The organism is Teredinibacter sp. KSP-S5-2, from assembly GCF_032773895.1.
Lineage (GTDB): Bacteria > Pseudomonadota > Gammaproteobacteria > Pseudomonadales > Cellvibrionaceae.
This window is the reverse complement of the sequence record NZ_CP120416.1, coordinates 4,301,665-4,322,607: the sequence shown is the minus strand read 5'-3', so window position 1 is coordinate 4,322,607 and position 20,943 is coordinate 4,301,665. Positions and strand designations below refer to the sequence as shown.

Here is a 20,943-nt window from a genome sequence, read left to right as displayed (position 1 = left end):
ATAAGTGGTTAAACATTGTTGGATACATAATATATAGTCGGTTTTGGTGGAATGGCGATACCGGAGCATAATATGCCCTAGTGTCAAGCAATTATAAGAAAGTAAGCGCTTGCTTACACTGGGCGTAATAGATGAAAACAGCAAGGCACTCTACTCCGGAATCCTGAGTGAATGCTAAAAAGGATGGGGTTTGTAAGGGGGCGGTGCTTAGTACCATTTACAGTGTTTCGGGATCATTCGATAGATATAAGCCTCCTCGTCGAGAAAGTCGTAATAGCCTTCCAGTGAAGAGCGCAGTTTCTTCTCTTTGTCATAGGCCCGCCAGAAATATGTGGTCTCAACGGTTTTCCTTGCCCTGTCAATATACGCGCAGTAGTAGTTGCTGCTCTTAATAAAGTCGTAGCGGACCGGACGGGAGGACTGTTGAAATGGGATGGGATGGATCAGGCAGATTTTGACTTGGTCTTCGCCGTAATTGGAATATTCGGCGATGGTTTTTACCTTTTCTGTCGAGAATTTACGGTATTTGGTGAGCCTGCGTAAGGTGAGGTTATCCAGGTTTTTGGTTTTAATTTTGCTGTGTTTGTATTTGCCAAATACTTGCTTATAAAAATTTGCCGCTAATGTATCGTCGTTTTCCTTTGCGGTGAGTATGGTCTGCCCGTATTGGGTTACCAGAGTCAGTGCCTGGTTGCTATGCGCCTGGAAGGACTCCTGGGAAAGGTGAAATTCATTTTTGGCTTTTTTAATGTCGCTGTTACAGGTTGGTACGGGTGAGTCCATTCGACCAATTTTCTGTTTCACAAATGGAATAAAATCCAATAATCGGAAATCGCCGTCAGATGTGTCTTCCTTAAATGCTTGTTCGCGTTTTTGCTGTTCCGCTTTAAAAGCTTGTTTTTCCTTTGTGGTCATTTCCTGATACTGGGCGCAGACAGCATCCAGCCTGAATTTCAGTGCGTCAGGTTTTAAGCCCAGCATAAGATAGCGTTTCCAATAGATATCGTGCTGCGTCGATACCCAGCGATCCGGCTGCTTTAGGTACTCAGGTTTTTCACAATAAGTCATTAATACATTGGTTACACTGGCAGCCAATGATGGGTCGAAGTCGTTGGGTAGGAGCGCTTCGCTCCAGAAATCATTGGCATGGTCTCTAAATGTAAACTTTCGTTGAATAATGGGCGTGTCGCCATCCCAGCGAATAATCGCTTTTTTACCGGGAACAATATTGTCTTCCAGCACGCTACGATAAAATAGATAGCCCTCCCAGTTGGCGACAAGGTCTGCGTTGGAATAGATGTTGGTGGATGAGCGGCCCCAATACGTCTGTTCTGTAAAAATGCCCTCTTCAATAGCGGCTCTTCTGCGTTCGCCTTCCGGCTTACCTTGGTGTTCCCTTTCGCTAACTTTCCAATAAATCCAGCCAACGCCAAAAAAGTGGCTGAGTTTATCGGTGCCCATTTGTACGTTATTGAGGCTAAAACTGGCGGCAAGGCCTTTCCAGCGAATAATAAAAGAGTGTTTCCAGCCGGTAGTTTTAAAAATACTGTCGGATTTCACATTTCTCGATTCTACTATCGGCGATTCATTCACCCATTTTTCCAATTGGCGAGAATGAAAAAAACCGGCGATACGACTGAGTAGAGAATAATCGTTGCGCTCTTTGTTCCAGTTTCGAACCACATGTTCGATGGCGTCGTTAACAATTTTATCCATTGACTCCGTTGAGTCGTCCAGCTCATAGAACAGTGTGGAATACTGATCTGTCTCATAGGCATATGCGTTGTTATAAAAAGGCGAGAAGGTAAACAACAGTATGAATATGAGAGGAAGATATGCGCGCAATGTATCAAGTCCTTGGTGTGCTTTTAGAGTGAGAATGCTTATCTTTTCTGTAGGTTATTTAAAATTTTATTTTGCCAGCAAATAGCGAGACGGAGGCTAGCATAAAAAAAATCCATTTTTTAAAAAATATTGTATTTGTGATAACCATCGCGTGTTCTGTAATCCAAATGTCACATTAATTTGTTTTGGGGTGTCCACTGGAAATTAGTTGATGCGGTATGATTCTGGCGTAATACAAAAAATAAAAAATCACCTGTCCTTTTTATCTTTTTTGCATTTGTAGTTGATTGGCGAGCCCTATTGCAGTGAATAGTGGCTTTCGCCGGTGTTGGCAGTTATTTGTTATTGAATACTCCCTGGACGTGTTTTTTTAGAAATGCGAACTTATACCAAAAAAAATGGAATAAAAATGTCTCGAGTAAATTTTCTAACCTGTAAATGGTTGTTGCGACTTTGTCTCGGCTGTGTGTTGGTTGTGACATGTTCAAATGTGTACCCGGATGCTTCGAGCAAGCAGATGCAAAAGGAAATCGAAAAACTAAAGAAGGACCTTAAGAAGCTGAAAAAGAAGGTGAATAAACAGGAAACCAAAACCAATAAAGATTATAAGAAGCTGCCCAAGGTCCACGGTTTATTTCAGCAGGATGTGGATGTCTTTGATGGTGCTTACAATGCCAGTGGTGAAGGTGAACAGATTCACGATACTTTTTTAAGAAGGCTTAGGGTTGGTATTGGCGATAAGCATAAAGATTGGAAATATTATGTCTTATTGGATTTTTCCAATGATGAGGATTTTCAGTCCGAGTTGATTATGGCCCGGCTTCGCTATAGCGGTTTCAAAAATGGGCCGAATATCGATATTGGTAAAATTCGCGAAGACATTAGTTTGGAAGCCCTGTCCTCCAGTTCGAGTATTAATACCATTTCGCGCTCTATGATGGCCAACGTTATGTCGCCCTATTTTAATTGGGGGGTGGGAATTAATCAGTACATAAAACCGACCGGTTTGCGTTATGCGCTGGGCGCCTATAAAGGGCGTGGTTTCGGTTCCACTGGTAACGAAAAAGACAGCGATAAAATGGTAACGGCATATACCTCCAGATTTACCTGGGCGCCGTTAAGCAAAAATGGTCAATATCTTCATTTTGGTGTGTGGAACTCCCATCGTGAATACGACGATGGAATGCGTATGTATTTACGCGACAGGGCAGAGGTGAGAGATACCAATGTTCGATTGGTTGATTATGCCGCTGGTGGTAGCCGTTTTGAAATTAATAAGCTGGTGCAGACGGGGTATGAAATAGCCGCGGGAATAGGGCCGGTTTATATGCAGGCTGAATATGCTGAACGGGATGTGACGGCCGTAGACCCGATAAACGATAACGTTTATGAAGGTGGTTATGTTGGTTTGGGGTATTTTTTAACGGGAGAAAAAGCTTCATATAAACCGAATTCCGCTATTGTGACTGCACCTAAGCCCAAATCGAAATACGGTGCCTGGGAAGTTCTACTGCGTGCCAGCGAATTTGATGCAACAAGTGAGACGCAGGGTACCAAGGTGACAGCCAATACAATCGGAGCGAATTATCATTACAGTAAAAAGCTCAAGTTTATGCTGAATTACATTGAGTCTGAAGTTGAAGGGCCTGGGGCTGAAGAATTAATCGGCGAATATGACGATGGCTCTGCTTATACCTTCCGTGTCCAGTATTCATTTTAAGGAATGCTTCGCAATGACGCCCCGATCTGACATTAAGAGCTCGACATGACGACTTCTACGTTGCATCCAGTACGCTCTCAATCGGTTGCCATTGACAAAGGGCCGGATAAACGTGCCGCGATTAAACGAAAAATGCGGCGCGTTCTTGAGGATATTTCGTCCCGGTTTAAGCGCCGCCAAAAAATAGTTACATTGGCGGTGCTCGCTGATATAGCGTTAAGAAAAGTGGCAAAGCGTCAAGGTGGTTTGCCTAACCTGACTAAGATATGCAATAAGGCAACAGAAAAGGAAAAAGTTCTGGCGCTTAAATATTTGGGTAAGGTGGGGCTAATTCGTAGAGCACCTTCCTTTTTAACCCGTGATAAATTAACCCATTTTCAGCTGGCGAATGGCGAGTTGGCTGATGCGTTATTGAATCTTCTGGAAAAACACTCCGATGTCAGAGCTTACCTCTATGCTGAGAATCTGACTCATCCAGCGGGCAAGCCGGATTCCTGGCAGAAAAATACATCTATTTATTTGACCAGAAATCAATTAGAAAAGTCGATTCTGGTTTTTTTGGATATATTGCCTCTGCAAGAGATTTCGATCCGTTTTTTATTGGAAAGCGCTTTATATCGCAAGAGTCAGGCGTTGAAGTATATAGCGAAATATTATGGTCTGGATAAAACCTACCGGACTATTGAGCAGTTTATTCATTCCGATGATATGCGTTTACGCCTGGGCGCGGCATATGGCCTGAGTCGGTTGGATGCATTTAAGTTTCGCCAGCGTGAAATTGGTGATCTTTTATATCGTTGTGCCATGTCGGACGCGTACCCCAAGGTGCGGATATTATGTGCTTATGGTTTGGCGAAATATTATCGGAATATCCACATAGAAAAAATTAAACAGGATACGCAAAAAGTGCGCTTTGGCTTATTGCCTTTTAGCACGCGTACGTTTGATCTGTTTTATCGTTGGTTGGCATACCGTCCGAAAAATATTCTAAACTCGTCCACTCGTGAAGAGCGAGCTCTGGATATTATCGCTGTATTTCAAGCGTGTAATATCGACTTAAGTTGTGTTCGTCGCGTAGTCAGGCGAAAAGCCCGCTTGCGATGGCATAAGCGCCGCTTAATGGGGGCCAGGTTAAGTTTATTGGACTGGTCTAATCAGGGGCGTCTTATCGGTTTGTCTGCTGCGCTGGGCTGGTTAGCCACGACCGGAGCTTTTTTATCGCTTCTGGTTAAAAATATTTTTATTGCCAATACGGACGTGAGTGGACCGCTTTATTTGATGTGTGTAGGGCTAGTCTCCTTTTTGATTGTGGTTGTCGGATTGAGTTGGGGAAAATCGATATCCAAAACGACATTCGTCAGGCATGCTTTGCTGAGCTGTTCATCGTGGTACAAGTATGTTTTGCACAATACACCCTATAAAACAATATTGCTGGTATTGGTTTTGGCCAGTGTGTTACTTGCCAGGGATGTTGAGCATTATGCGGTTGCCTATTCCATTACGGGTCTGCTGTTGTTATGGCTTATTGTGCCTTTGATATTTCATGCTTCGAATAAAATGGACTGGAGCCACAGGGAAATAATTCGAGGAAAAACGTTTCTTGGCGGTCTTGTTATTTTTTATTGTGCCTTTTATCTCGGGCACTATTTGTCTAATCATCATCAGGATGATCAATACTTTTTCTTTTTTGTGGTTCTTGCGGGTGTGATCAGCGCAATTTACTCCATCATTTACTTTGCGTCCAATATGTCAATCGAGGCGCATTCGTTGCAAGGAGAAAGCAGTCGTTCATTGACTTTAACTGGTTTGCCCTTGATGACCAATCTGTTGCTGATTGGTCTTTCGATTATTGTATTTGCCCTGGCGATAGTGGATGCTTACGGAAAAGAAGCATTGCTGGGTCGAATCGGAGCAAAGAAGCTGGAGTACAGTAGCAAAGAAAATATTTACTACGCGAAGGATGCTAATCAATATGGTGTTGGAGACTTAAACTATTACAAGTTTGATGTAAACAACCGTGAACCTGTACTCATGCGTATTCCTCTGGAAAATAACCTGCAACGTCAACAAAATGCGGTATTGAATTTTGATAAACTTGAGGAATTGGATGTGTCTTTTTCTCCTGGTGAGGCGTATTTGGTGCCGCCTGGGGAACATTTTGTTACCGCGCGCAGTAAAGACCACTTTTCCAGCTTCCAGAAGCGTCACCTGTTTTTTGCTTATCATTTGGATTCTATTCCGGAGACAACGGCCGGTTTTGTCAAAAAGGCGAAGAATAAGCCTGGTTCACTTTTGATGTTGGATGGGCTTAAAGCTACCCGAGTAATGTGGTATCGAAATGAGCGAAATGGTTATTGGACTGCGACATTGACCGATATGATCGATTCTTCATCGTCAACAGGTCGGTTTCGTATTCTCAAACCGCTTTTTAGTACTGCGATCACAAACGTGAACAAAGCTTTAATTTACGCCGCTGAGCCTGAGCAGGGAGCATTACATGCCAGTGTTACCGTGCAACCTTTGTCGGGAATTACACACGTTTCTACGGACACTTTTTTTCAGGAAATAATCGACAATGCTGTACTGGAAAACCGTGACGGGTATTGGGAGCTTACCCTGTACTTGCATTGCCCGGATCTGGATCCGTCAATGAGCCATTTTGAAACCATTCTTTTCTATGACCTGGCGGTTAAGTCGCAGTAGATTAATCCACCCGCTTGCAGCAGCAAACCTCGATAGTCTTCGAGGTCTTATATGACTATTGACCGCCCGCGTTTGTAGTATATTCTTGCCGTACATTCTTCGGTAAACCAAGTCCGGAAACTTGAATGAGTAGTGAAGGTTTTATACTCACGCGCGGTCGCAAAGAAATTTTAGGGCAAACTCATATTGAATACTGGCTTTCCAGTGCAGAAGGGCCTGTGTGTTTGTTAACGCCTGCGCAGCGGGATCTATTTTTTATTTGTCAATCTGATCTGGAGTTGGCTAAAAATTTCCTTTCGGATGCGGATATCCCCTTTGAAAGCAGGGAGCTTGAACTTAAGACCTTTGAGCAACGGTCGGTTGCTGCGTTATATTTTGTTTCTTCTACAGACGCTTATAAAGCAAAAGATGTGCTCGATGAGGCCGGGTTAGAGGTATTTGAAGCCGATATACGCCTGACAGATCGCTTTCTTATGGAGCGGTTTGTATACGGTAGTGCAGAGTACGTCGGGCAGGCGTTGCCTGTGTCCAATTACGGTAGTGAATACAAACGCTACCAGCATATCAGTATGCGGCCTTCGACATATATTCCCACACTAAAAAGCCTGTCATTGGATGTCGAGTGTAGCCGTGAAGGGGTGCTCTATTCTATTGGTATGAGCAGTGGCGACTACAAGCGTGTCATTATGGTTGGCAAAAAAGAACAGACCGCTGAGAGTTGGATTCACTGGGTATCTAACGAAAAGGCATTACTGCGGCATTTCATCGCGGAGATTAATCAGTTTGATCCGGATATTATTATTGGCTGGAGCGTTGTTAATTTCGATTTTCGATTATTAATTCGCCGAGCTGAATTGCATGGTATTTCGTTAACTATCGGGCGTGGAAGGCAAAAAATCAGCTGGCGGGATAGAGCCGGTGAGGTGGATCAGGGATTCGTTAATATTAGCGGCCGGGTTATTATCGATGGTATCGATGCATTAAAAACCGCGACTTATCAATTTGATAGTTTTAGCCTGGAGGCCGTATCGCAACTGCTATTGGGGAAAGGCAAGGCAACAGAGGATGTGCATAATCGGGTTGAAACCATTGAGCATGATTTTCGCCACAATAAACAGAAGCTTGCTTATTATAACTTGCAGGACTGTGTTCTTGTTGAAGAGATTTTTGAAAAAACGAAGCTTCTCGATTTTCTTGTTCTGCGAAGCCAGCTAACAGGATTGGACCTGGACAGAGTGGGTGGCTCAGTTGCCGCATTTTTAAATCTGTATTTACCGAAACTGCATCGTGCAGGATATATTTCACCAAACCGCCCGGAGGATGGCGGCTTAGCCAGCCCTGGCGGTTATGTGATGGATTCAATTCCCGGCTTATATAGCAACGTCATTGTGCTGGATTTTAAAAGCCTTTATCCATCGATTATTCGAACTTTCAAAATTGATCCACTCGGGTTGATTGAAGGTTTGCTTGAAAGTGACCATTCGATTCCCGGCTATAAAGGGGCTCAGTTTTCCAGAGAAAAACATTTTTTGCCGGATATCATTACATCTTTGTGGCTGCAAAGGGATCAGGCAAAAAAAGATAAAGATCATGCGCGTTCGCAAGCCATTAAGATCTTAATGAATTCCTTTTACGGTGTATTGGGGGCGGGCGGTTGCCCTTTTTATGATACTCGACTTGCCAGTTCCATTACCCTTAGAGGGCACGACATCATGCAGCAAACAGCTAAATGGATTGCTGATGCCGGTTATGAGGTTATTTATGGCGATACGGATTCTACGTTTGTGCGAATAGTCGGCGAGCACAGTTGTGAGCAGATAGATAGTATTGGAAAGAAGCTCGCCAATGACATTAATACACGTTGGCAGAAGAAATTGGAAAAAGAATTTAACTTAACCAGTTGCTTGGAGTTAGAGTTCGAAACCCACTTTACCAAGTTTTTAATGCCAACAATACGGGGCTCCAGCCAGGGAAGCAAAAAACGATATGCGGGTTTGAAGTTAAAAGCGGATGGCGAAGAGTTGGTTTTTAAGGGCTTGGAAACTGTGCGATCTGACTGGACACCTTTAGCTAAAAAATTTCAGAAAAAGTTGTATTCCTTGGTTTTTTATAACAAGCCTGTTAAGGAATATCTTGAGCAGCTCATTCAAGATGTTCGGTTAGGGAAATATGATGGTGATTTAATATATAACAAGCGCCTTCGTCGAACACTAAGTGCCTATGTTAAGAATGTGCCTCCACATGTCCGGGCAGCGCGGTTGGCAGACCAATATAATAAAGCTGACAACAAGCCTCTACGTTATCAAAACAAGACATGGATTCGGTATGTAATGACAGTTAACGGACCGGAGCCTGTTGAATATTTGAAAAGCCCTGTCGATTATGAGCACTATATTGAAAAACAGCTTCGGCCGATTGCTGAGGCTATTCTGCCTTTTGTTGATTTATCTTTTGATTCATTAATAAAACATCAGATGGGGCTTTTTTAGAATGTTTGGTTACTAGGTTTAGTTTGTTTTTATATAAATAAACAATATCGATCCGAAAAATTAGATAAATTGAGAAATGGTCGACATGATTCTTCGGTTTTTTACGCCTCAGATCAAAGTTTCGTCGAAACGTTTTACAATCTAATTTTCTGGAAAAGTGTGACTTGGTTTAAATATTTGTTTTCTTTGTTATTTTTTTTTGTGGCTTAAAAGTTGCCTTTAGCTAGTTGAAAGTGGAAATCCGCTTGTGTGGCAAATTCAACTGGTTTAGGGAGAAATAGCGAAAATGAATAAAAAGACTCTTTTATTAAAATGCTTTCATCTGTGTCTTTTTCTAACCGCATTTAGCTTTGCTGGCAAAGGTTATGCCGTTGTTATTGACTTTGATGACCTCAGTTTATTTGAGGATGTTACTTCTCAGTATGCGGCAGATGGTGTGATTTTTAGCGGCGTTGAAAACGGTCAAACTGTTAATCTCGAAGCAGTCGACGGTTCAGTTTATAGTGATATTCACCCCAGTTCCCCGCCAATGGCATTGTCTAACTTTTATAATAATAATTCCGGCCTAAGGGCTGATGCGATGGTGATGACGTTCACCTCCGGAGCAAGCAATATCGCATTTGATTACAATGGTGCAGGTAGTTCGGGTGTGAATAGCGTCATTAATCTGTACGATTTGTCGTTGTCATTAGTAAGCAGTTTTACCATCGGTAGTTTAAGCCCAACACCAGTAACTTCATGGTTTGATAGGGTGGATGTTGGAGGTACTGCGATAGGTATGATGGAAATTCTCCAGCCAAGTGATAGTTGGGGACACTATATTGATAATTTGACTTTTGATGCGGTGGACGTTCCCGAGCCAAATGGATTGGCGATTTTCCTTATTAGCTTAACATGCTTGTGCATATTAAGAAGAAAGAGGCATTAATAAATAGAAACACTCAACGGCTCCTAGGGAGCCGTTTTTGATTCTATCGAGTAAAAACTATCGAACTCGTATTTTATGAAATTAAGATGTTTTTGCTTGGATGTGGTTATTTACATCCACTATAAGGTATCTATGTGATAGTGGTGGATTTGTAAAATTTTTGTAATAACTTCATTTCCTTTTTGCTTATAGTCGTATCCTATGACAATATTTCCCCCTCTTTTTGGATGACTATATTCGTTGGGTTTGCGTCTGATGCGACACTCGTATTAATAATAAATTTGTTCGGGGAAATAGACTATGAACAAGATCGTACTGATTGTCTTGGCAATACTATTGCCACCTCTAGCCGTTTTTCTGAAAAACGGGATAGGTAAACACTTTTTGATAAATATTATTCTTTGTTTTCTAATGTACTTTCCTGGCATTATTCATGCGGTGTGGTTGGTAACCAAATAAACATACGAACGTTATTCTCCCTGTCCTCGTTCAGAGGCGGTCGCAATTTGTGATCGCCTTGTCTCCTCCTCGCTTGCCTCTACTTATAACACTGCGATTGTGTATCTCATTAACCATGGTGTAGGTAAAATGGCATTCTTCGGTATATTTGACTTCGTATAAAGTTTTCTCCTGCTGGTTGTACTATAGTATTGGCCTTTTAAAAGTGAGCAGTGTTCAGTGTCGATACCTACTTTATGGAACGGCAAGCCTTACTACCCCATCAGTCAATATTTTCGTCATCGGTTCGGTGAACGTGTTGGTAAGATTTCGGTAAGTGTTGCTGAGCAGTGCCCAAATCGATCGAATAGTTCAGTGCTGCCACCCTGTATTTTTTGTGATGAATATGGATCGGCCGCCTATCACCTGGAAAGGGAAGAATCGTTAGTTGAACAGATAGAGCGGAATAAAAGGCATGTGATTCGCCGTTTAAAATGCTCGAAGTTTTTGGTTTATTTTCAGTCTTATACGAATACTCTGGATAAGGTAGAAATATTAAAGCAACGGTTCTCTATTGCTGCCGCACAGGAGGGGGTATGTGGTTTGGTCGTCGGGACTCGACCGGATTGTCTCCCCAGCCGAGTAATAGACCTATTCAATAAAGTGACAGCAGATAATTATTTGTTGGTCGAATTAGGTTTGCAGAGTTTTTTCGATCATCACTTACAATTTTTACAGCGCGGGCATAGCGTACAGCAGAATATCCGATCCATAGAAACTTTGGCCAGTGAAACCGAAGCTGATGTCGGGGTGCATTTAATTTTTGGTTTGCCCAACGAAACAGAGCAGGAAATTGTCGAAACGGCGCAGAGAATAAATGAACTGCCTGTAAATAATGTAAAACTACATAATTTGCATGTCTTTAAAAATACCCCGTTGGCAAAACTCTATCAGGAAGGAAATTTTACGCCTGTTGAGTTGGATACGTATTCCGACAAGATAATTTTATTCTTGCGCCACCTTTCCCCTGATGTTTCTGTTCAGCGATTAGCTGCGATTGCTAACCGGCGACAGGATCTGATTGCACCTAAATGGACAGAGCAGAAAATGGTGCCAATAGATTTTATTGATAAAAAAATGCGCGATTCAGATTATTATCAAGGGCAGCTAGTTCGTTAGGCACCCAAGCTTCGAGTCAAACCAAGGTAAAGAAAATGAATTGGGCGACTTTTTTTGTGCCTAATATTTCAAAGCGAGATATGCATCAATAAATCACATATCGAGAATTTACCATAGTTTTTTTTAAGTCTAACCTAGCCTTGGGCAATAGCCCAATTTCTAATAATTTATAGAACAACGGATCGTTCTTTCTACACGGTTTGCTTGTTCTATAGTCAAACCTTATCAAGGAGCATGATTGTGAATTTATATGCATTAGCAAAAAAATGCGTTATCGCGTCTGGCACAATTTTAATTGCCAGTTTAACTTCGTCTTTATCCTATGCGGAACTTGTCGGATACAAGTTTGAGAATATAAGACCAAGCTATTGGGGAGCTTACCCTGGCCCGGATCTAAATGAAGTATCCGGTGCAATAGTCTACGGGAAAATGGATGAACAATTTGGTTTTCTACCAGAGACTCTGGAAATTAAGTTTCCGCGAGCTACAGACTATAAAGTGTCTGGTTTTAAGAGGCAGGAAAGTCATCCGTATGGATTGGCGGGTTCGACTGATGCTTGGATATACAAAGATGTATTGGCCGAATTTGATGATCCTTCTTTCTACCCTAGACAATCGAAAACTGTTCGCTTAAAGGTTACAACTAATAAGAGTACATTCAATGATCCAGCCATGAGTCAAGGTGAGACCATATTTGAATTTAGTGGTGAGCTTTCCCCTATATATGAGCGCACACTTGCGGATTCAGTGAGTGTGACGATTGACAACAAAAAAGTATTAATCGATCTTTATCAAGATTACCGAATAAACGACGGTACTATGGGTGTTCATCCAGAAGGGTTTGATCTTAGAGTTAACTGGCTTGGTCATGGCCAAAAAGATCTACTAACCTACACTGGTGGTTCTTGTTATGTTGGAGAAGGTTGTAAAGCTGTTGCACTTAAACTAACAACGGAAATTCTTCCGCCAGCAATGGAGCCTGAACATTTTTACGAAGTTGAGTTTATGGATCGGTCGGGTTATAAACAGATCAGCCCTAGACTTTCTCTACGCGATCTACTTAACGAAAATTTTCCTCCTACTCCTTAATTAAATCAGGCGCTCTTCCGGGAGCGCCTTGAGTTCAAAGCGTTAAGATTGATTTTCAAAAATATGCTCAGTTCTGAAATGAATTGAGCAAATTATCAATTTATCTAGGCCGAATTTTTGAGTCATGGCTTTTTTCTTATGCAGATTTTTTGATACTTTGTCCTAACGAATAGGGTTTTAACAGTGTTTATTTAATCGAGATGGCTGAAAATATCCACTATTGTTGTTTTTAAATGCTGTTAGATTCGAGTTGTTGCGATCTGGCGAAAATTCGTTGTGCTGAATCGTCAGTTTGAGAAAATGACAACCCTTCAAACTATATAAATAGTTTATTACTAACGAAGTTTTTTATTCGCCTCATTTATGCCGGATAGGAGAAATGGGCGAGCTCTATTACAAATAAGGGCGCAGGTGAGGGTTAATTAACGGCATTTGTTCCAGGGCTCCGTCACTTTGTACTTTTTGCTGGACGCTGTTTGCCTGAATAGTTACCGATTGGCACCAGCTTACATCGTTATTAAGCGGTGTTGGTGTTACCAGATCGGTGAAAAACGTCCCAAAATCTACGCCGAGCATCAATTGTTCCACCACCAGTTGTGCCCGTATTCTGACTTCCTCGTCACCGATACGATTGCGAATACCCCATTTGACTACGTAGTCCTGGCAGTTATTGTTTGCTCCGGGAGGCGTGGTAAACGCGATATCGCGGTCAATATCAAAGAAGTATTTCATCATGGCTTCTTCGAATAGCATGGCGGTATCTTCATAGAGGCTGGAATAGGCGTAATCATCGGAGGCGATATCCATTTCAAATTCCTGTCCAACCTCGTCGGCGGAAATCGCACGTTCGGCATCTGACGGTGCATGGCCATGAAACATCACGCCAGCCAGGCCGTAGAGTAATGAGGACGATAATGGCGCGCTGTCACGCAGTTGTATCGATGGGCTTGAACTGTGTAATAAATCGATTGTCTGGCTGACTGTGAGGTTTCGATTTATCTGCTGATAACTGCCGGGAGCAATAAAATCGTTGGCGTGGGCAAGTTCATGAAATAGTAGTGCGGCAAATGTCGGAATAATATCCTCAAGGGTTCTTTCACTCATATCCGATAGTGAGCCGCGAGCGGAAACAACTGTATTGCCTTTTACATAACGCCAGACAGAGCGAAAGCTTAATGGGTCAGAAAAACCCGCACGATAATCTTCCTTGGGGTTGATGGTTCGTTTTTCTTGTACGGTTAGCCAGAGTAACGCCGGGTCGAGGTAGATTGCACCTGTTCCGTGACTGTAAAAGGCGGGTCGAATGTCATTGTCTATTACTACCGCAGTAACGCCCTTGAATAAATACAGCACTTCCGTGGGCAATTGGTTGAGAACCTGCTCAAAACGCTCTCCCATCCAGTCGTGAGAGACCACCACATGATCCATAACGTTTTCTATGCTTGGGCTTTCATGGTCGAGGCCGATGATAGGCAGTTTGTGTAACGTACAACTGGGAAAATTATAGTGGCGTACGCAGGGGGCAAGGGAGTCTATGTATGGGCTGTTTGCCTGGTATGCATAGGTGTCATTGAGATCGCCTTTGGGGGCATCGTCATTGCCGCAAGAGACGATAAGAATAAAAGGGATAAGCGCAAAAATCCGGTTTATAGGTAAGGTCATTGCGTAGTCGCCATAATAATCAGTGAAAGACTGCCTGATTCTAGCAGTCTTCACGATTAGGGGTGTTACAAAATGTAATGCGATTAGAGGTATGGCCGCAACTGCCAGGACGGATCGATTTTGGTTGGTGATGTTTTTTGCTGAGTGGATGAATTATTTTTATTTTGGCTGGTTAACCCGCACCATGTCATATTGAGCGGTAAGCTTTCCGCGATCACATAGTCCTGAAAGAATAAATCCAGGTTGATATTGGGCAGAATGGCGTCGGCAATAAACTGCGCACGTGCTTTTACGTCCTGGTCGCCAAGACGATTTCTAGCGCCCCATTTTATGATGTAGTCGGAGCAATAAACTGAGTTGGAGGCATTGGTAAAAGCAATATCCCGCTCGTAGCCGAAGAAATACCGCATCATGGCTTCTTCAAATAACATGGCCGCGTCTTCACGTTCAGTGGCATATGCATAGTCATCCGACGCGTGGTCAGTTTCAAATGCTTCCCCGACTTGTTCTGGCGTTAATGCTTTTTGAAAATTGGTGGCTTGTTCACCGAAAAACATAACCTGCCCTAATTCTTTTAGTAAGGTCGAGTTTAGGGGGCTGGTTTGATAAAGCTGGCTGCTTAACCAGTTGGCCTGATTTTCCAGTATGGCCGTCGACACGGGTTTATTCACTGCGACAGAGTCGTGAGTTGCGGGAGGGAGAAAATCATTTGCGTGGGTTAATTCGTGGAGCAACAGGTTGGCAAAAATGGGAACAACCTGGTCCAGCGTTCGTGTCGAGCTATCGGTTAATGAACCGCTTAGGCGCAGCGGTGCGCCGTTTTTTATGTAGTGCGAAAGAACACGAAAATTCAAATCATTAGAAAAACCCGAGCGATAATCTGCTTTGGGGTTGATAGTGCGTTTTTCTTCGACGGTGAGCCATAGGTAGGCCGGGTCTAAATAAATTGCACCGGTCACCCCAGTGTAATAAGCGGGACGAATATCGGCATCAATCACAATTGCGGTAACGGCATTAAATAAATACAGCATCTCTGTCGGCAGCGCTTGTAATATTTGTTCGAAGCGAATGGCCATCCAATCGTGCGAGACGGCCACATGGTCCATTATCTGGCTGACCGTTGGCGTATTTCCCAGCGAGTCCTTGCCAATAATTGGCAGGGTGGTGAGGGTGCAGGAATTATTGACTTCTTCCACCCGAACACAATTAGGGATATCGGCTGCGTAAGGGCTGGTACTTTTATAGGTTTGAATGTCGAACAGATCGGCTTGCTGTGACGGCGAAGAGCTGCTGTTTGAGGCTAAGGCTTTGCTACCTGAACCACCGCCGCCTCCGCAGGCGCTTACAAGTAAGATGAAAATCAGGGGGGCAAGTAATCGTGTGGATGGCAACGTCATAGCGAACTCCTGCATGCCTTTGGGCGTCCATAAAAAATACAAAGCCGAAATCTAACAGTATCGCGGCATAGAAAACAAGTCTTTATACCGCTTTACAGGTCGGCTAGAAATCTCCCCAGTGGGACTGCAATACCGCCAGCGCCACAATGGGAGCGGTTTCTGTGCGTAATACCCTTGGGCCTAGCGTCAGTTCATGAAAACCATGCTGTGTCGCATGCGCTATTTCTTCGTCTGTTAGTCCACCTTCGGGTCCAATTAGCAGCGAAACGGATTTGGGTGTGGAATAGGATGTCAGTTGTTTTTCGGAGCGGTGGTGTAATACAAATTTTAAGTCGCTCTGGCTGGTGGATATAAAATCCTGGGCACGTTGTGGATCATGTATTTCAGGGATGCGGTTGCGCTGGCATTGTTCACAGGCACTGATTACCACCTGTTGCCAATGGTCGACTCGTTTCTGTAAACGGTCGCCTGTTAATTTCACTTCCGTACGTTCGGTTAAAAGTGGCCTAATAGTGTTGATCCCAAGTTCGGTGGCTTTTTGTAAAACCCAGTCCATACGCTCGCCTTTGGATATGCCAATGGCCAACTCGGTATTCAAAGGAGATTCTGTTTCTCGGTGAATTTCAGACTTTACCGCTACCGTTGCATTTTTTTTGGTTGCCGCAATGATCTCTGCAGGGTATTCCGCCCCTTGACCATTAAACAATATCAGCTCGCGGCCAACACTCATACGCAGCACTTTTAATAAATGATGGGATGCACCAGCTTCGAGCTCGAAGCTGGTTTCGGGCGTTATAGACTGAGGAGTATATATACGGGGAATGCGCATTATTCCAGGTCGACTAAATCCAGGTTATTAATAATGGTTGATGTGGGTTCAATCTGGTTCATGGTATAGAAATGCAAACCGGGAGCACCGCCATCCAATAACGTTTCGCAAAGCTCGGTGACAATTTCGGTTCCGGTCGCAGTGATACTTTCCACGTTGTCGCCACAGCTTTCCAGACGCTTGCGTATCCAGCGTGGAATTTCGGCACCGCAATTATCGCTAAAACGAGCCAGATTGCGGTAATTGGTGATTGGCATGATGCCCGGGTATATTGGTTTATCAATACCTTCTTTCGCGCATTCATCAATAAAATAGAAATACGCATCAGGATTAAAAAAGTATTGGGTGATCGCGCTGCTTGCACCTGCGTCCAATTTTTGTTTCAGGAAACGAATGTCTTCGACGTAAGATGGCGCTTCAGGATGAATTTCTGGGTACGCAGCCACTTCCAGTTCAAATTGACCGGGAAAATGTTTTTCGATAAAGGCCACAAGTTCATTGGCGTAGACGAGCTGTAACCCACCGCCGACACCGGATGGCATATCGCCTCTTAAAGCCACGATGCGATTCACACCATACTCTTTATATTCTGCAAGCAGCTCCACCATGCTGTCTTCGTCATCACCACCAAATGACAGATGAGGCGCAACAGACATACCTTCATCTTTCATCGCTTTCACAATACCTTTGGTATTGTCTCGGGTTGAACCGCCTGCACCGTATGTGACAGAGAAAAAGTCAGGATTAAGTTTGTTAAGTTCTTGTCTTACGGATTTAAGCTTTTCCCGTCCGTTGTCGGTTTTTGGGGGGAAAAATTCAAAACTTAATCGGATCGGTGTTTGTTCTTCGTCGGACATGTTTTATCCTTTATTTCAAATACGTTTTATATCTAACCGGTATTTTATCGCTGCAAATTCATAAATATATGATAAGCAAAAGGCAGAGCGTATAACGCCCTGCCTTTGTTTGCACTAAAAACGAATACCGGATTAGTATTTGTAGTGCTCTGGCTTATATGGGCCGTCTACATTTACGTTAATGTATTTTGCCTGGTCTTGAGTTAAGCGGGTTATTACGCCGCCGAAACCTTCAACCATATCTTTTGCTACTTCTTCGTCCAGTTTTTTTGGTAGGACTTTGACGTAAATATTTTTGGCTTTGTAGTCTGCTTCCAGTTCACCAAATTTTTCTTCATATAGATATATCTGTGCCAGCACTTGGTTGGCAAAGGAACCATCCATAATACGTGAAGGGTGACCGGTTGCATTACCCAGGTTCACCAGTCGACCTTCTGATAACAAAATTAGGTGGTCGTTTGCAGACTTGTCGCGATACACCTTATGGACTTGGGGTTTGATTTCTTCCCACTCCCATGTTTTACGCATGTACGCGGTATCAATCTCATTGTCGAAGTGACCGATGTTACACACAACCGCGCCACTTTTCAGGGCTTGTAATATTGCAGCATCACACACGTTAATATTACCCGTAGTGGTTACAACCAAGTCGGTATTTTGCAGTAGATCTTTGTTGGTATCTTCCACTTTTCCTGTGTTGATGCCGTTTTGGTATGGCGATACCACTTCAAAACCGTCCATACAGGCTTGCATGGCGCAGATTGGATCGATTTCCGATACTTTAACAATCATACCTTCCTGGCGTAGAGATGCTGCAGAACCTTTACCCACATCACCATAACCGATTACCAAGGCTTTTTTACCGGACAGCAAGTGGTCAGTACCACGTTTGATTGCGTCATTTAAACTGTGGCGACAACCGTATTTATTGTCGTTTTTCGATTTGGTGACGGAATCATTCACATTAATCGCAGGTACTTTCAACGTGCCTTTTTCCATCATTTCAACTAAACGATGCACACCGGTAGTGGTTTCTTCGGAAATACCGTGAATATTATCGAGCATGGTGTGGTATTTATCGTGCACAACAAGTGTTAAATCCCCACCGTCGTCCAGAATCATATTCGCGTCCCAAGGCTTGCCGTCAACCAGAATGGTTTGCTCGATACACCACCAGAATTCTTCTTCTGTTTCACCTTTCCAGGCAAAAACCGGAATACCGGCAGCAGCGATTGCGGCGGCGGCGTGATCTTGGGTAGAGAAAATATTACATGACGACCAACGTACTTCAGCGCCTAACGAAATCAGTGTTTCGATAAGTACGGCTGTTTGGATTGTCATGTGGATGCAGCCCATAATTTTAGCTCCGGCTAAAGGCTGCTCGTCCTGATATTTTTTACGCAAGGCCATTAATGCCGGCATTTCGCCTTCAGCAATGTCAATTTCCCTGCGGCCCCAGTTGGCCAATTGTTCGAACTCTTCAATGTTTTTTGCTGCGACTTTAAAGTCGGCAAAGCCTGTGCTGGTTGTGAGTTGCTCTGTCATTTGTGATTCTCCTATAAACAGTAAGTAAAGCTCTAATTACAGAGCAGCTTTTAATGCGTCAGCTTTGTTAGTTTGTTCCCAAGTAAAGTTTGCTTCTTCTCGACCAAAGTGACCGTATGCCGCAGTGGCGCGGTAAATTGGGCGAAGAAGGTCAAGCATTTCAATAAGTCCACCTGGGCGTAGGTCGAAATGTTCGTTAACCAACTCTACGATTTTATCGTCAGCGATTTTTCCTGTGCCAAATGTGTTGATAGAAATTGAGGTTGGCTCGGCAACACCAATAGCATAGGACACTTGTATTTCACATCGATCCGCAAGACCCGCAGCAACGATATTTTTTGCTACATAACGCCCGGCATAAGCAGCGGAACGGTCAACCTTGGATGGGTCCTTGCCGGAAAATGCACCACCGCCATGACGCGCCATACCACCGTAGGTATCAACAATAATTTTCCGGCCGGTTAAACCACAGTCACCAACTGGGCCACCGATAATAAATTGCCCGGTAGGGTTAATGTGATATTGGGTATCGGCATGTAACCATTGTGCGGGTAAAACCGGTTTAATAATTTCTTCCATCACTGCTTCTTGTAGCAGTGAGTGGGAAATGTCCGGAGAGTGTTGTGTGGAAAGCACAACCGCATCCACCGCAACAGGTTTGCCGTTTTCGTAGCGTAAAGTAACCTGGCTTTTGGCATCGGGGCGAGACCAAGCGTGAGTGCCGTTCTTACGTAACTCAGCTTGTTTTTCCACTAATCGGTGCGAGTAATAAATTGGAGCAGGCATGAGCACATCGGTTTCATTAGTGGCATAACCAAACATTAAACCTTGGTCGCCAGCGCCCAATTCTTTTTTATCGCCTTCGTCAACACCCATGGCAATATCGGATGATTGTTTACCTATTGCATTTAATACGGCACACGAGGCCCCATCAAAGCCAACATCACTGGAGTTATAACCAATGTCCAGAATTACATCGCGGATAAGGTCTTCCAGGTCGACGTAGGTGTTGGTACGCACTTCACCTGCAACAATCACCATGCCTGTTTTTACCATTGTCTCAACCGCTACGCGGGATTGGCGGTCGTCTTTTATAATCGCATCTAGAACAGCATCAGAAATTTGATCCGCCATTTTATCGGGGTGACCTTCTGAAACAGATTCAGAGGTAAAAATAGAATACTCAGACATCAATAGTCTCCTGGATGATTTTTAATAAATTGTTGAATTTGAATTTGAAAACCGTTGCGCAAAGTAAAATAGGCGCTTTGGCCTTCATGGAATTGATTTTCCCTGCCCCATTGAATTAAATCCTTCCTGTCAAACCCCAGCCAAAGATCGCCACAGGCATTTTTAACCCATTCCTGATCGTGGTTGGACAAATCACAAATCAGCAAAATACCTTTGGGTTTGATGATTTGGCTGATGTCGGAAAAGATCTGGTTAGGTGATGGTGTGTGATGAAGCACCATATTTATCACCACGCAATCAAATAATTCGCTGTATTCCTGGCAGTAGCTGGTATCGCTGCAAATAAACTGAATATTATTAAGTTGTTTTTCAGCGCTCAGTGTTTTGGCCTTTTCCAACATACTGGCCGAGAGATCCAGAGCGGTAACTGAATCAAAGCGTTGGGCCAGGAAGGGTAAAAATTCTCCTGCACCAGGGCCAATTTCCAATACCGAATTGTTGCTTGGTAATGGACTGGAATCGAGCAGCTCTCCAACCTGTTCGCCGTATATTTCAAAGCTGGCAATTAAATCCTGTTGCTCTTTGAAGTCCTGAGCCCGGTCGTTAAAAAACTGCTTGGACGCTTTTGCCCGATCTTCGTGAATGGTCTGGATTTTCTCTAACACCGTGTCACCTAGATCAAGTTGGTCGGTATTGCGATAAATAGCACTTTTAACTTCCGCGAAGTGCTCTCCAGGAAAAATGTGGTTACGGCGATAAAAAATGGTATTGCCTTCACGGCGGGTGGTAACCAGGCCAACAGTGGATAAAACTTTAAGGTGATGGCTTAGAGCGGATTGCTTGACTCCAAAGGCATAACACAACTCCAGTACGCCAAAAGAGTCGGAACTGAGCGCACGCAAAATTTCCAGTCGCAGAGGGTCTCCCGCGGCTTTCAGCAATTGTGCCAACTCGGTTCCAAGTGGGGTTGGCTGTTTTTTGATCAAATCTTCGCTCATGGTGAGTAAGCATAGCAGGCAAAAAAATCTATATCAAAATATTTTGATATAGATTTATGGGTTTTTGCGCCAA

The 20,943-nt window shown here is 43.5% G+C and carries 15 protein-coding genes; 7 read left to right on the top strand and 8 right to left on the bottom strand.

What is annotated here, in order from left to right; all coding sequences use genetic code 11:
- Nucleotides 1-207 precede the first annotated feature (207 nt).
- Nucleotides 208-1,845 (bottom strand): hypothetical protein, encoded by a 1,638-nt coding sequence (locus tag P5V12_RS18450; RefSeq protein ID WP_316954549.1) that lies wholly within the window; start codon nt 1,843-1,845, stop codon nt 208-210.
- 409 nt (nt 1,846-2,254) lie between these two features.
- On the opposite strand from P5V12_RS18450, the gene P5V12_RS18445 reads away from it, so the two are divergent.
- The 7 genes from P5V12_RS18445 (at nt 2,255) to P5V12_RS18415 (ending at nt 12,391) form a co-directional block, all read left to right on the top strand.
- Complete coding sequence (locus P5V12_RS18445; RefSeq protein ID WP_316954548.1) at nt 2,255-3,565, top strand: OprO/OprP family phosphate-selective porin; 1,311 nt, start codon at nt 2,255-2,257, stop codon at nt 3,563-3,565.
- A 45-nt stretch (nt 3,566-3,610) separates the two neighbouring features.
- Nucleotides 3,611-6,268, top strand: coding sequence for a hypothetical protein (locus P5V12_RS18440; protein ID WP_316954547.1), 2,658 nt, complete (start codon nt 3,611-3,613; stop codon nt 6,266-6,268).
- 125 nt (nt 6,269-6,393) lie between these two features.
- Nucleotides 6,394-8,757 carry a DNA polymerase II gene (locus tag P5V12_RS18435; RefSeq protein WP_316954546.1) on the top strand — a complete coding sequence of 788 codons (2,364 nt, stop codon included), beginning with the start codon at nt 6,394-6,396 and terminating at the stop codon, nt 8,755-8,757.
- A gap of 286 nt (nt 8,758-9,043) precedes the next feature.
- On the top strand, nt 9,044-9,685 hold the full coding sequence (locus P5V12_RS18430) for a hypothetical protein (RefSeq protein WP_316954545.1): 642 nt from the start codon (nt 9,044-9,046) through the stop codon (nt 9,683-9,685).
- A gap of 300 nt (nt 9,686-9,985) precedes the next feature.
- Nucleotides 9,986-10,144, top strand: a complete 159-nt coding sequence (locus P5V12_RS18425) for a YqaE/Pmp3 family membrane protein (protein ID WP_316954544.1) — start codon at nt 9,986-9,988, stop codon at nt 10,142-10,144.
- A 219-nt stretch (nt 10,145-10,363) separates the two neighbouring features.
- On the top strand, nt 10,364-11,302 hold the full coding sequence (locus P5V12_RS18420) for a TIGR01212 family radical SAM protein (protein ID WP_316954543.1): 939 nt from the start codon (nt 10,364-10,366) through the stop codon (nt 11,300-11,302).
- Between the two features lie 240 nt (nt 11,303-11,542).
- Nucleotides 11,543-12,391 carry a hypothetical protein gene (locus tag P5V12_RS18415; protein WP_316954542.1) on the top strand — a complete coding sequence of 283 codons (849 nt, stop codon included), beginning with the start codon at nt 11,543-11,545 and terminating at the stop codon, nt 12,389-12,391.
- Nucleotides 12,392-12,784: 393 nt separating this feature from the next.
- Here the strand turns inward: P5V12_RS18415 and P5V12_RS18410 are convergent, their stop codons facing one another.
- The 7 genes from P5V12_RS18410 to P5V12_RS18380 form a co-directional block, all read right to left on the bottom strand.
- Entirely contained in the window at nt 12,785-14,053 is a 1,269-nt protein-coding gene (locus tag P5V12_RS18410) for a hypothetical protein (RefSeq protein ID WP_316954541.1), read from the bottom strand.
- A gap of 83 nt (nt 14,054-14,136) precedes the next feature.
- Nucleotides 14,137-15,450: a hypothetical protein gene (locus P5V12_RS18405; protein ID WP_316954540.1), complete on the bottom strand. Its 1,314-nt coding sequence runs from the start codon at nt 15,448-15,450 to the stop codon at nt 14,137-14,139.
- Nucleotides 15,451-15,553: 103 nt separating this feature from the next.
- The gene (locus P5V12_RS18400; protein WP_316954539.1) at nt 15,554-16,279 is read right to left on the bottom strand and encodes a 16S rRNA (uracil(1498)-N(3))-methyltransferase; all 726 of its coding nucleotides are present in this window, start codon (nt 16,277-16,279) and stop codon (nt 15,554-15,556) included.
- A complete protein-coding gene (metF, locus tag P5V12_RS18395) occupies nt 16,279-17,136 on the bottom strand; it encodes a methylenetetrahydrofolate reductase [NAD(P)H] (protein WP_316954538.1) in 858 nt (285 codons plus the stop codon). Before metF ends, P5V12_RS18400 begins: the two co-directional genes overlap by 1 nt.
- A gap of 132 nt (nt 17,137-17,268) precedes the next feature.
- Complete coding sequence (gene ahcY / locus P5V12_RS18390; protein ID WP_316954537.1) at nt 17,269-18,681, bottom strand: adenosylhomocysteinase; 1,413 nt, start codon at nt 18,679-18,681, stop codon at nt 17,269-17,271.
- 36 nt (nt 18,682-18,717) lie between these two features.
- Complete coding sequence (gene metK / locus P5V12_RS18385; RefSeq protein ID WP_316954536.1) at nt 18,718-19,872, bottom strand: methionine adenosyltransferase; 1,155 nt, start codon at nt 19,870-19,872, stop codon at nt 18,718-18,720.
- Nucleotides 19,872-20,870, bottom strand: a complete 999-nt coding sequence (locus tag P5V12_RS18380) for a metalloregulator ArsR/SmtB family transcription factor (RefSeq protein WP_316954535.1) — start codon at nt 20,868-20,870, stop codon at nt 19,872-19,874. The genes metK and P5V12_RS18380 overlap by 1 nt, the downstream gene beginning before the upstream one ends.
- Between the last annotated feature and the right edge of the window lie 73 nt (nt 20,871-20,943).

What these genes read in the sequence shown, in the direction of transcription:
- P5V12_RS18445 (WP_316954548.1), top strand. Translation starts at nt 2,255, where the DNA reads ATGTCTCGAGTAAATTTTCTAACCTGTAAATGGTTGTTGCGACTTTGT.
- P5V12_RS18440 (WP_316954547.1), top strand. Translation starts at nt 3,611, where the DNA reads ATGACGACTTCTACGTTGCATCCAGTACGCTCTCAATCGGTTGCCATT.
- P5V12_RS18435 (WP_316954546.1), top strand. Translation starts at nt 6,394, where the DNA reads ATGAGTAGTGAAGGTTTTATACTCACGCGCGGTCGCAAAGAAATTTTA.
- P5V12_RS18430 (WP_316954545.1), top strand. Translation starts at nt 9,044, where the DNA reads ATGAATAAAAAGACTCTTTTATTAAAATGCTTTCATCTGTGTCTTTTT.
- P5V12_RS18425 (WP_316954544.1), top strand. Translation starts at nt 9,986, where the DNA reads ATGAACAAGATCGTACTGATTGTCTTGGCAATACTATTGCCACCTCTA.
- P5V12_RS18410 (WP_316954541.1), bottom strand. Translation starts at nt 14,053, where the DNA reads ATGACCTTACCTATAAACCGGATTTTTGCGCTTATCCCTTTTATTCTT.
- P5V12_RS18405 (WP_316954540.1), bottom strand. Translation starts at nt 15,450, where the DNA reads ATGACGTTGCCATCCACACGATTACTTGCCCCCCTGATTTTCATCTTA.
- P5V12_RS18400 (WP_316954539.1), bottom strand. Translation starts at nt 16,279, where the DNA reads ATGCGCATTCCCCGTATATATACTCCTCAGTCTATAACGCCCGAAACC.
- metF (WP_316954538.1), bottom strand. Translation starts at nt 17,136, where the DNA reads ATGTCCGACGAAGAACAAACACCGATCCGATTAAGTTTTGAATTTTTC.
- ahcY (WP_316954537.1), bottom strand. Translation starts at nt 18,681, where the DNA reads ATGACAGAGCAACTCACAACCAGCACAGGCTTTGCCGACTTTAAAGTC.
- metK (WP_316954536.1), bottom strand. Translation starts at nt 19,872, where the DNA reads ATGTCTGAGTATTCTATTTTTACCTCTGAATCTGTTTCAGAAGGTCAC.
- P5V12_RS18380 (WP_316954535.1), bottom strand. Translation starts at nt 20,870, where the DNA reads ATGAGCGAAGATTTGATCAAAAAACAGCCAACCCCACTTGGAACCGAG.